This window comes from candidate division Zixibacteria bacterium HGW-Zixibacteria-1, assembly GCA_002838945.1.
Classification (GTDB): domain Bacteria; phylum Zixibacteria; class MSB-5A5; order GN15; family PGXB01; genus PGXB01.
In genome coordinates, this window is record PGXB01000003.1 from 12,452 (window position 1) to 24,077 (window position 11,626).

Sequence of the window (11,626 nt, forward strand, 5' to 3'; positions counted from 1 at the left end):
AATATAAGCCATTCTAAGATTTTTGCAAGCCCAACTCTTTGAGCTGTTCGGAATCGATATCGGACGGCGCGCCATCCATAAGCGACTGGGCGGTGGCCGTTTTGGGAAAGGCGATGACATCACGGATGCTGTCGGTCCCGGTCATCAGCGCAACAATCCTGTCCAGCCCGGCCGCGATACCGCCATGCGGCGGCGGGCCGTATTCCAGAGCGCGAAGAAGGAAACCGAACATTTTTTCGGCCCGCTCATCGTTCATGCCCAGAATGTTCAATATTTTTTGCTGCATCTCGCGCCGATGATTACGAATACTTCCTGAGGCCAATTCGACCCCGTTCAACACCAGGTCATACTGCTCGGCCCTTATTTTTCTGAGAGGGTGGTGGACGCTGCTGACCGGCAGGGTGGTTTCGGCCGCTTCGTTCAGATAATGCAGGTCCTCCTCAATCGGCAATGAGACAATATTATGCATCGCTTCCAGCCGCTGATGCTCTTCGTTATACTCGAATAACGGAAAATGCTGAACCCAGCAGAAACGCCAGCTGCCGCTGTCGATCAGCTTATGGGATCGGCCAAGATGCAGGCGAAGCTGGCCGAGAATCATCTCCGTTTTCAAGCGGGCATCGGAAATAATAAACACCGCATCGCCGGTATGGGCATCGACTCTACGGAAGATATCCTCCTTGGCCGAGTCGCCGATGAATTTTAAAATGGGAGATTTATCGCCCTCTTCCTGGCGCAGGATATAAGCCAATCCGCCGGCTCCAAGTTTTTTCGCAAGCTCGGTCAACTCATCAATCTGTTTGCGGGAATAATTGCCGCCGCCTTTCAGGCAGATGGCTTTGACGACGCCGCCGTTTTTAACATTGTCCGAAAAAACCTTGAATTCAGTATTTCCGGCAATATCAGTAATATCATTAATTTCCATTCCAAAGCGAAGATCGGGCTTATCTATACCCCAGCGGTTCATAGCATCGGAATATTCATATTGCGGGAAAGGTGTCTCCAATTTGACGCCGAGCACTTTATCAAAAAGGTCGGTCATCATGCCTTCAACCACGGCGAAGATATCTTCCCTGGTGACAAAAGACATTTCGATATCGATCTGGGTATGTTCGGGCTGACGATCGGAGCGAAGGTCCTCATCACGCAGACACCGGGCAAGCTGGAAATATTTGTCGAATCCCGAAATCATAAGAATCTGTTTGAGCAATTGCGGCGATTGGGGCAAAGCATAAAATTTGCCCTTTTGCACCCGGCTGGGGACAACATAGTCGCGCGCACCCTCGGGAGTGGAGCGAATCAGGAGAGGGGTTTCGATTTCCAAAAATCCATTTGCCGAAAGGTAATTTCGGACGGTCATGGCGGCGCGGTGCCGGGTTTTTATTCTTTCCTGAAGCGGGCGGCGCCTTAAATCGAGGTAGCGGTATTCAAGGCGCAAAACTTCGCTGGCATCAACGTCATCGACAATTTCAAACGGCGGTGTCTTGGAATCCGAAAGCAGGGATATTTTGTCGGCCGCAACCTCGATTTGCCCGGTTTTCATTTTTTCATTTTCGGTTCCGGAGGGACGGCGGTTAACGATACCTGAAGCCGATATGACAAATTCATGGCGCATTTTCGAGGCCGCTTCAAAAACAACCGCAGCGACTTTTTCGGGATTGAAGACAACCTGGGTAAGGCCGTAGCGGTCGCGAAGATCCAGGAAGAGCAATCCGCCAAGATTACGATACTCCTGGACCCAGCCGTTCAGAGTAACTTGCTCTCCGACATTTTCAATGGTTAATTGACCGCAGTTGTGAGTGCGCTTAAGGCTTTTGAACGAATACAATTAATCTCCAATAACTTTTTATCGTTTCAATATTTAGTTCGGCAAATAAGCTGCCAATTTAAATATACAATGATTACGCTCAGCGGTCGAAATTAAGTAAACATAACCAAAATGTCAATAGGAACAGAAATTATACGATTTTGTTATACGATTGGAAAAAAGGAGGCTAATATTGGCTTGACAAAAGCCGGGCATATAGTATAATTGCTTCAAGTGTAACGGCTTAAGGCCGATATTTATATTGAATATGAATATATCGCGATTTTTATCAGAGGATTTGATTGACCTGAATTTTCAGGTCGATCTGGAAGAACCGTCAGAGGAAACTTCGACCGTCCGATGGCGCCAGCGCAATAAAGAACATATTCTGGCGGCGCTGGTTAAACTGATTGGTAATTCGGGCCGAACCGGCAATGATACAAAATTGCTGACTGATTTTATCAACCGGGAAAGAAAAGCGACAACCGGCATCGGTAACGGGATAGCCATTCCTCACATTCGGAGTATGCAGGCAAAGGAATTTATTCTCGGCTTTGCCCGTAATGCCGACGGGTATGATTTTGATTCTCTGGACAAGCAGCCGACCCATATGTTTTTCATAATGGCGGCGCCGCCGTATGACGACAATTTGTATCTTCGAGTTTTTAAAGCCCTCGCCGAAAGTCTTCAATATGAATCATTCCGTGAAGAATTGATGCAGGCTGAGAAACCTTTTGATATAATTCGAGCTTTCAGAAGCGTTGAATAACCACCCGGTTTTACCGTTTATATTTTCCCATCAATTGTGTTGAGGCCAAAACATGGCCTTCCATTTTTTGGCTCAAAACTTCGGCGCTGATCCCTTTGCTGATCTGTTGCCGGTCAAAATCAAGAAGGATATCGAGCGCATAAAGCTTGAAGAAATAACGATGCGTCGATCCTCTGGGAGGACACGGCCCCCCATAACCAAACCGCCTGAAATCGTTGATACCCTGGGTTACTTTGACAGTGGAATCAGGTCCAATAACCGGCGAAATATCCCTGGAAATACCCTCAGGCAGTTCAGTTATACCCGGCGGCAAATTGAAAATGATCCAATGGACCCAGACACCCATCGGCGCATCAGGATCATCACAGATCAAAGCCAGCGATTTCGTTTTCTTTGGAACATTGGAAATTGACAATTGCGGGGAAATATCAACATTATCACAGGTGAACTTCCGGGGAATCATTTCCCCATCCTTGAATGCAGGACTGGATAGCTGCATTTGATCCTCCCCGTGCTTAGAGGACTTCACATTTTCATCCTGTATACTGTAAGCAGTCATATATGTAAAAATCAGAGACAATGATATAAAAAATACTCTGATTGTCATTTTAGGGCTCCCTTATAAAGATACGGGAGGGTCCTTCCCTCCCATTTGATATTTTAATTAAGCTGATTTATGATGAAATGTCAAGGACAAACGGATCCCGGACCTCCAAAATGGAGATACTTGATAAGATATACTACATCGAAATCTCAGACATACCTCGGCCAATTCAATAAATTGTAAAACATAACAAAAGCGAATTGAATGGAGTAAAAAGGCCGCCGGGATGAATCCGGCGGCCGCTGAATCTTCACTAAGATGCTGTTTATTCTACCTTGTCACGCGGTTTTCCAAATGAGGCGAATGACTCCAATAGTTCAATCGGTATAGGGAAAACAATTGTTGAACCTTTATTTACAGAGATTTCGGTCAAAGTTTGCAACATACGCAGGATGATGGCCTGGGGAGCAGTGGCAATAACTTTGGCTGCTTCGGAAAGTTTTTGCGACGCCTGGAACTCACCCTCGGCATGAATTACCTTGGAGCGCCGCTCACGTTCGGCCTCCGCCTGCCGTGCAATGGCGCGGGTCATCTCGGGCGGCAGATCGACATTCTTGACTTCGACCACGGAGACTTTGATTCCCCAGGGTTCGGTTTGATGATCAATAATTTTCTGGAGTTCCTGATTGATTTTTTCCCTGTTTGATAACAGCTCATCCAGATCCACCTGGCCCAATATGGAACGCAGGGTGGTCTGGGCTATCTGCGAAGTGGCCTCGAAGAAATTGGCCACGGCAACAATTGCCTTGTTGGGATCCATGACACGGAAATAGAGCACGGCATTGACCTTGACGGAAACGTTGTCGCGGGTAATGACATCCTGCGGCGGGACGTCAAAAGTGATGGTGCGCAGATCGACCCGGGTCATACGATCGACCAGCGGGATAAGCAGGATAATGCCGGGGCCCTTGGCGCCAATCAGACGGCCCAGGCGGAAAACGACACCCCGTTCATATTCTTTCAAAATCCTGATGGCATTGGTCAGGATGATAAGAGCCAAAAACAGGCCAACAACAATACTTGGTAAAGCCATTTTAATCCTTCCTTTATAATTAGATTTTTCTTCTGACTTTCATTTTCAGGTTATTTACTTCGACAGCGATGACTTCTTCGCCTTCTTCGATTATTTCGTCAGCGAAAGCTTCCCACAATTCCCCGGCCAGATAGACATAGCCGGTTTTATCGATTTTTGTTTTAACGACTCCGGTGACCCCGATCAGGCCTTCGGCGCCGGTTGTCGGCCTGGCGACCCTTGCTTTATAGGCCAGTGTGAAGGCGAGAATGACAAAGGCGCCGACGACAATCGCCACGGTATAGATGATAGAGCGAGACACCTTCAGCTCCGGATCGGCGGTATCGACAAGCATCAGCCCGCCGATTATAATCGAGATTACTCCACCTATTGTCAATAAGCCATGACTCACGATTTTAATCTCCAGTATAAAAAGGATTATTGAAAATAATATTAACAGAACCCCGGCATAATTGATGGGAAGGGTCCTCATTCCATAGAGCGCCAGAATAATACAGATTCCTCCGACGACACCGGGAAGAATCGCGCCGGGATTATACAGCTCCAAAACAAGGCCCATGCTGCCCAGGGAAAACAAGATGAATACAATGTTGGGTGATGAGACAATGTCGAGCAATGACTGGATAAAACTTTTCTTGATCGGTATTTTTTCCGGGTTTGCGGTATGCACGACTTTTTTGCCGAGTATGGTGTTCACTTCGAAGCCATCGATTTTTTCAAGCAAATCATCGACATCGTCGGCAATCAGGTCGATGACATGTAGTTCGAGGGCTTCTTTGCTGGTGATAGAAACCGATTTACGGGCGGCATCCTCGGCCCATTCCGCATTGCGCCCATGCCGTTCAGCCATCGCCTTCAGTGAGGCCACGGCATCGTTCATAACCTTTTCCATCATGACCGAATCCATTTCGCCCCCCATAGAGACAACATGAGCCGCGCCGATATTGGTTCCGGGGGCCATGGCCGCGATATGGGCAGCATATGTTATATATACCCCCGCCGAAGCGGCTTTGGCGCCGGAGGGCGATATATAAACGGCGACCGGCACGGATGAATTCATCATCGCCTTTGTTATCGACCACATCGATTCATTGAAACCGCCCGGGGTATCCATGGTAATCAAAAGCAGGTCGGCCATTTCATCTTCGACCATTTCGACAGCCTCGATAACACGGTCGGCGGTTACGGTTCCGATGGCGCCATCGATATTAAGGATATATACCAGCGATGATTCAGCCTGAGCCTTCATTTCATCGGTCGAATCAGGCGGCGGCATTTCATCCTGTGACGCAACCGGTAAAGCATATAAAAGGACAAGTAATATTATAAGACATTTTATTTTCATCACGCCTCCATCCGGAATTTATTTTAATAAGACCTTAATGCCCGGAAAATATTTACTAAGTCTGCCATAGATTTACGCGAACGGTTCGATTCCAGGCAACTCTTTCATCTTCTTCATATCAATTGTCTATACATAATGGTTAATTTTATAATGAAATCTGTCAGCACCCCATCGGTAACTGTATAGGCAAGTTAGCGCAGGCAGTATGAGAATGTCAAATAAAAGTTTTAATTGCCAGAGCGCCTTTAGAAGGAAAGTCTCTTATCTTTTCTCAGGAAAACAGGTTTACCGTCAAAAAAAGTGGCCAGTATATTGACATTTTTAATCCGGGTTCGCGAAACCTTAAAAATATTATCCGTTAATACCACGAAATCCGCGAAGAATCCAGGGAGCAAACGACCCAACTCATTCTCGCGACTGACGGTATAAGCCGGGGCGGCGGTAAAACCATCGACGGCCTGCGCAACCGAGATTCTTTCCTCGGGATAAAAAACTTCTTTCCTGCCGGGCGCCTTTCTATTGACGGCGGCATCGATGCCGGCAATCGGATCAAGCACTTCAATCGGCGCATCCGATCCAAAAGTAAGAGGGATACCCTGTTTGAGGAGGGTATTAAATATGAAGCAATTTTGTCCTCTTTTGCCCCAGTATTTCTCAATCAAACTGATATCCGAAGGGCAATGTGATGGCTGCATGGAAGCTACGGCTCCGAGCGATTTAAGGCGCTTGACGTCGGATCGGCGAATCATCTGCAAATGTTCGATGCGCCGTCTGATCCCGGGCAGTAGCGATGGGGCCTGCTCATAGCAGTCAAGGACGTTGGACACGGCTTTATCGCCTATGGCATGAATGGCGGTCGGCAGGTTGAGCCCTGCGGCACCAATGATATGCTTTAGCAGGACTTCTTTTGGGTTGGTCTCGACGCCAAAATTTTCCTTCGAGCCCATATATTTTTGAAAACATAGAGCCGTCTGACTGCCCAGAGAACCGTCGCTAAATATTTTAATCCCTGAAATACGGAAATAGTCATTGCCATATCCGTACTTTATTCCGGCTTTTCGCAACTCCGGAATCATGGCGGCGGGAGGGTAATAGCTGATTCTGAGGCCAAGCTTCTTTTCGCGCGAAAGCTTGTCAAAAAAACCAAGCGCATCGGGCCCATCGAAAGAATGAACACCGGTTACACCTTTGGCATAAGCCATCTTAAGGGCCTCATTGAATAGAGCGGGGCGTTTGGATGGAGCCGGGCCCTTATAAAGCTTGAACACGGGGAAATAAGCGGGAATCTCGCGCAGGATACCTGACGGTTCATGGCCGTCAAGACGATCGATGCGGCCGCCTTCCGGCTCGGGTGTTCGGGCATTGTAACCGGCCAGTTCCAGGGCGCGGGAATTGACCCACATAACATGCTGGTCCTTGGAAAAGAAGGCCGCGGGACGGCCGCCGGTGACGTTGTCGAGCATGAATTTATCCGGCAGGACATATTTTTTCCAGCGGTCGGGAGAAAATCCTTCGCCGAAAACCCACTCATCCCGTCCCAGCTTTATGGCATGTTTCCTGATGGCTTCAAGCGTCTCTTCAATCGTCTTCATGCCATCGAGTTTCACATTTCCCAGGGACATGGCCAGGAAATAGAAATGTGTATGCGAATCGGTAAACCCCGGAATAACGGTATGGCCCTTCAGGTCGTACTTCTCAAATCCGGCAAAATCGGGATCGCTTTGAAGCTTTTTGCCGACGGCGACTATTTTATTTCCGGAGACAGCCATGGAATCGGCGGTTATATTTTCACCGGCCTGAATATAGATAAGGCCGTTGAAGAATAGTTTATTCTTTTTCAAAATTTTCTCCTTTGATACGAACATCACCCTGCCGCTCGGTTATGCCCAGGCGATCGGTTTCCTCCAATATAGGCACGACAAACTTCCGGGAATTGCTGAGTTTTTCCCGCAGCACCCCGACCGAAACACTTTCACCGCTGTCAAGCATACTTCGAATGATTTTAATAATTTCGTTCCAGCGATCGACATGAAAGACAAGCAACTGTCCAATTTTTACTACCTTCTCGGTATTAATGAGAAATTCCAGAGCTTCGCGACGCACAGCTTCCTTGCCAATCAATTCCTTCACCGTCGGTGGGGCATAGCCTCCCTTATACAACTCCATTTCTATCTTCTGAGCAGCCTGTTGAACATCTCCCCTGACGTCTATGGATCGACCCGGCAAATCATATTTATTTTTCTTCTTAATCAGTTGTTTTTTCCCGCACATCAGATCCAGAATGGGTCCCAGATTTTGCGCCTTTTTCCCCGTTTTGGCGGAAATCAACTCGACCCCGATGCCGTCATAATGAGGATGGCTCTCGAAAATACTCTTGACGGCCGACAGCACGAGATCAATACCGGGGGTTATTTCGGATATCAGGTAGTGCTTTCCGTCATGTTCGTCGATTCTTCTTTGACTGATCAATTTAGCCACGGCCTGATCGATTTCCAATTGCGAAAAATCGGCACTGATGAAATCGATGTTTTTATTAATAAAAATCGATTTTTTCAATTCGCTGTAAACGAGATTGTAAGGAGTCAGGTCCTCTCTGTCCTCAAGATACTGAAACTCCGGTATTTCGCGCCGTCGCGGGAACTTGTCCAGATGGTCAAGAATCATGCCGCCACCGACAGTGCTCTGGGGGGTCGGCAGGCGAAAGATAAAACGATCGCCGACAAAAGCCAGGACCGGTTCTTCCGGCCGGAAAAAAAGAAGGCCCTGCTGACCGGGGTGAATAATCGGATTATGGGCCATCCTGATTTCTCCTTCGACCTCCGTCGTCCCGATAATCATCAGCAGCCTGCGGCCGGAATCGAGGCTGACAGGGGATTCGGGAATAACGGCGGTCGACAGCGCAAAAACATTACCATCCGGATAACTGCGGATTATATGGGGGGTTGAGATGACTCCCCCTCGATGCAGAAATTCCTTATCAAGGCCGGTCAGGCTGATCGAAGTCCGCTGGCCCGGTTCGGCCCGATCCATCTGTCGGCCGTGGGATTGAATAGTGCGCACTTTTCCGATTTTGCGCGCCGGGAAAATGCCGACTTCATCGCCGACACCAAGTTTTCCTCCTCGAAGCGTCCCGGCCACTACTCCGCCCATGCCGGAAAGAACGAAAGAGCGATCGATGTATAACCTTGGTTTGCCGATATCCTCTCGTTCGATAATGCGATCGGCTAATTTAAGGATCTCATCCTTGAGATTATCGAAGCCTTCACCGGTAATCGCCGACAGCCGGACAATCGGCGCATCCTGCAGAAAGGAACCGGCGACTTTTTCCCTGATATTCTCTTCCACCAAATCGAGCCAACTTGATTCGGCAAGATCGATCTTGTTAATGGCGATAAGGCCGTACTTGATTCCAAGCAGTTTTGTGATTTGCAGATGTTCCTGGCTCTGCGGCATCCAGCCGTCATCGGCGGCCACAACCAGGATAACGGCATCGATACCGCCGGCTCCGGCAATCATGTTCCGGACAAAGCGCTCATGACCGGGGACATCAATAATGCCGATACGGCGGCCGTCGGGGGTGTCATAATGAGCGAACCCGATGTCGATGGTCATGCCGCGTTCTTTTTCCTCGGGCAGGCGATCGGGATCGATCCCGGTGAGGCGGTTAATTATTGCGGATTTCCCGTGATCGATATGTCCGGCGGTTCCGATTACAAACATATCAAATTCTGTCTGACAGACTTATTATGATTTTCACAAGTATTTCGGCATCTTCATCATCGACCGCTTTCAAATCAATCATGAAGCGGTTCTCGGAAATTCTTCCGATTACGGGCGGTTCGGTGCCGCGGAACATGGCCGCCAGTTTGCCTGGAGAAACCCGGCTGTTGAAAACCAGCGCCACTGATGGAAGCGGGACACCGGGCAGAGCACCGCCTCCCATTTCCCCCTGTGAGCCCTCGAGCGAAATCTTATCTCCAGCTCCGATTTTATCCAGGAGGGTACGTCCCTTTTGATACAGCTCCGATTCACTTCTTGTCGCAAGCCGCCACAATTTTATGTTTTCTTTCCAGGTATTGTCCAGATAATAACCAAGCATCTCTTCGACCGCCGAAAAGACGGTTTTATCCACGCGCATGGCGCGATAGACGGGATTTTTCCTGATCCGGTCAATCAACTCCTTTTTCCCGACAATCAGGCCGGCCTGGAATCCGCCGAGCAGTTTGTCGCCGGAGAAACATGTCAGATCGGCATCATCACGCACGGAATTCTGAACGGTCGGTTCCTTGATTCCGGCGATCTCAGTGGTATCGACCAGGACGCCGCTGCCAAGGTCATTGACGACCGGGACATTATGTTTTTTGCCGAGCGCAACGAGCGCCTTGATGTCGATCTCTTCGGTGAAACCGGTAACGGCGAAATTACTTTTATGGACCTTCAGGATTAGAGCCGGGTTTGCTTCGAGCGCGTTTTTGTAATCATCAATGGTAGTGATATTGGACGTGCCGATTTCGATGATTCCGGCGCCTGATTTTCTGATGATGTCGGGTATGCGAAAACCGCCGCCGATCTGGACCAGCTCTCCGCGGGATATGACAACTTTCCGGCGGTTGGCCAGGGTATTCAGAATAAGAAACAGGGCGGCCGCATTATTATTGACAATGGTGCCCGCCTCGGCCCCCGATATCAGCGACAGATATTTTTCGGCAAGGATGCCTCTCTTCCCGCGCTTTCCCGTGGCGACATCGAATTCGAGATTGCCGTAACCGGTGACATGATTCTTGATCTTATCGAACAGGGTATCCGAAAGCGGTGCCCGGCCCAGATTCGTATGCACCATGATGCCGGCGCCGTTGATAACACGGCCGATTTTTTTCAATTTCATCAGCCTGATATTGTCAATGATAATATCCCGAAACCGGTCATAGCTTATCGGTTCGAAGCTTTCATCCAGATTCTGCTTGAAATTATCAATCGTCGTCCGAATGATTTCGACAATAAGCGGCCGGGCCAGTCCGGAAGCGGCTTCCAGGATGACTTTATCCGAAGCCATGATTTCGACGGCCGGAATATCGCGCTTCGATTTGATAATATTTTCAGTCATATTATAATCTGTACAAAAGGTTGGCGACAACATTACCGACCGACTGAAGGGACTGCGGCGAACACTTGTCCGGAGTATCCTCGGTCGTATGCCAGTATTTATAGTCAAAATCAATAATGACTGCCGCCTGCAGTCTTATGGTCATAAAACTGAGATGATCGTCATGGATGGCATATCCGACGGAATCGACGAAGGCGGCCTCACCAAGATTGGCGGCGATTTTCCAAACCATATCAGTCACTTGAGATGAATATTTATTCGAAAACTCTTCCCTGTAAATTTTCAGATCACGGTCGCCGATCATGTCGATGACCAGAGCAAAATGGTACTTGTCTTTGATATTTCTTTTAACCATTTCTTTGGCACCGAGGAAATATTCGTCCAGGCGTCCGGGCGGACCGTAATCCTCACCGTCCAGCAGCACGAGGTCGATACCGACACGCGGCCTCTGTACAGCAAACAGATTGGCCAGTTCCATCAGGACCGCCACTCCGGAAGCACCGTCATTGGCTCCATCTATCCAATTCTCGCGTTTGGTCGAATCGGGATCGTACTCCGCGCGCGGTCTGCTGTCGTAGTGCGCGGCCAATAAATATTTTTTTTGATCACCAGGGTCGGATCCTGCGAATGACGCTAAAACATTAATCATCTCAATCGGTTTTCCGGTTCTCTTGTCATTGTGCACGAATTGCATGGTATTAATATCCGCACCCAGACTGTCAAAGAACTGCATCAGATATTCACGACATTTCCGGCTATTTTCACTGCCGGGTACACGCGGCCCGAATGAAACCTGTTTCTCGATATATTGAAAGGCTCTCTCGCCGTTGAAACGAGGCGCCGACACCGTCGGTTTATCTCCGCATGCAATCAGAAGAAAAAAACATACGTCAAGGATAATATACGGTATAAAATAAAACTTCATTTTCTTCATATTATGAAAAGAATGTCGGGCGCTCAAAAA

The 11,626-nt window shown here is 48.6% G+C and carries 9 protein-coding genes; 1 reads left to right on the plus strand and 8 read right to left on the minus strand.

Features of this window, described 5'->3' with window-relative positions; genetic code table 11:
• Positions 1-13: 13 nt before the first annotated feature.
• On the minus strand, positions 14-1,828 hold the full coding sequence (locus CVT49_02055; protein ID PKK84626.1) for an aspartate--tRNA ligase: 1,815 nt from the start codon (positions 1,826-1,828) through the stop codon (positions 14-16).
• Positions 1,829-2,075: 247 nt separating this feature from the next.
• On the opposite strand from CVT49_02055, the gene CVT49_02060 reads away from it, so the two are divergent.
• Positions 2,076-2,576: a hypothetical protein gene (locus CVT49_02060; GenBank protein ID PKK84627.1), complete on the plus strand. Its 501-nt coding sequence runs from the start codon at positions 2,076-2,078 to the stop codon at positions 2,574-2,576.
• A gap of 10 nt (positions 2,577-2,586) precedes the next feature.
• Here CVT49_02060 and CVT49_02065 read toward each other — a convergent pair whose 3' ends face one another.
• The 7 genes from CVT49_02065 to CVT49_02095 form a co-directional block, all read right to left on the minus strand.
• Positions 2,587-3,075, minus strand: a complete 489-nt coding sequence (locus CVT49_02065) for a YbhB/YbcL family Raf kinase inhibitor-like protein (protein PKK84628.1) — start codon at positions 3,073-3,075, stop codon at positions 2,587-2,589.
• Positions 3,076-3,445: 370 nt separating this feature from the next.
• Positions 3,446-4,213: a hypothetical protein gene (locus tag CVT49_02070; protein PKK84629.1), complete on the minus strand. Its 768-nt coding sequence runs from the start codon at positions 4,211-4,213 to the stop codon at positions 3,446-3,448.
• 19 nt (positions 4,214-4,232) lie between these two features.
• Entirely contained in the window at positions 4,233-5,558 is a 1,326-nt protein-coding gene (locus CVT49_02075) for a serine protease (protein PKK84630.1), read from the minus strand.
• Between the two features lie 245 nt (positions 5,559-5,803).
• Positions 5,804-7,423 carry a hypothetical protein gene (locus CVT49_02080; GenBank protein ID PKK84631.1) on the minus strand — a complete coding sequence of 540 codons (1,620 nt, stop codon included), beginning with the start codon at positions 7,421-7,423 and terminating at the stop codon, positions 5,804-5,806.
• Positions 7,386-9,278 carry a selenocysteine-specific translation elongation factor gene (gene selB, locus CVT49_02085; GenBank protein ID PKK84632.1) on the minus strand — a complete coding sequence of 631 codons (1,893 nt, stop codon included), beginning with the start codon at positions 9,276-9,278 and terminating at the stop codon, positions 7,386-7,388. The genes CVT49_02080 and selB overlap by 38 nt, the downstream gene beginning before the upstream one ends.
• 1 nt (position 9,279) lies before the next feature.
• Positions 9,280-10,695, minus strand: coding sequence for an L-seryl-tRNA(Sec) selenium transferase (locus tag CVT49_02090; protein PKK84633.1), 1,416 nt, complete (start codon positions 10,693-10,695; stop codon positions 9,280-9,282).
• Positions 10,664-11,596, minus strand: a complete 933-nt coding sequence (locus CVT49_02095) for a hypothetical protein (GenBank protein PKK84634.1) — start codon at positions 11,594-11,596, stop codon at positions 10,664-10,666. Before CVT49_02095 ends, CVT49_02090 begins: the two co-directional genes overlap by 32 nt.
• Between the last annotated feature and the right edge of the window lie 30 nt (positions 11,597-11,626).

What these genes read in the sequence shown, in the direction of transcription:
- CVT49_02060 (PKK84627.1), top strand. Translation starts at nt 2,076, where the DNA reads ATGAATATATCGCGATTTTTATCAGAGGATTTGATTGACCTGAATTTT.
- CVT49_02065 (PKK84628.1), bottom strand. Translation starts at nt 3,075, where the DNA reads ATGCAGCTATCCAGTCCTGCATTCAAGGATGGGGAAATGATTCCCCGG.
- CVT49_02070 (PKK84629.1), bottom strand. Translation starts at nt 4,213, where the DNA reads ATGGCTTTACCAAGTATTGTTGTTGGCCTGTTTTTGGCTCTTATCATC.
- CVT49_02075 (PKK84630.1), bottom strand. Translation starts at nt 5,558, where the DNA reads ATGAAAATAAAATGTCTTATAATATTACTTGTCCTTTTATATGCTTTA.
- CVT49_02080 (PKK84631.1), bottom strand. Translation starts at nt 7,423, where the DNA reads ATGTTCGTATCAAAGGAGAAAATTTTGAAAAAGAATAAACTATTCTTC.
- selB (PKK84632.1), bottom strand. Translation starts at nt 9,278, where the DNA reads ATGTTTGTAATCGGAACCGCCGGACATATCGATCACGGGAAATCCGCA.
- CVT49_02090 (PKK84633.1), bottom strand. Translation starts at nt 10,695, where the DNA reads ATGTTGTCGCCAACCTTTTGTACAGATTATAATATGACTGAAAATATT.
- CVT49_02095 (PKK84634.1), bottom strand. Translation starts at nt 11,596, where the DNA reads ATGAAGAAAATGAAGTTTTATTTTATACCGTATATTATCCTTGACGTA.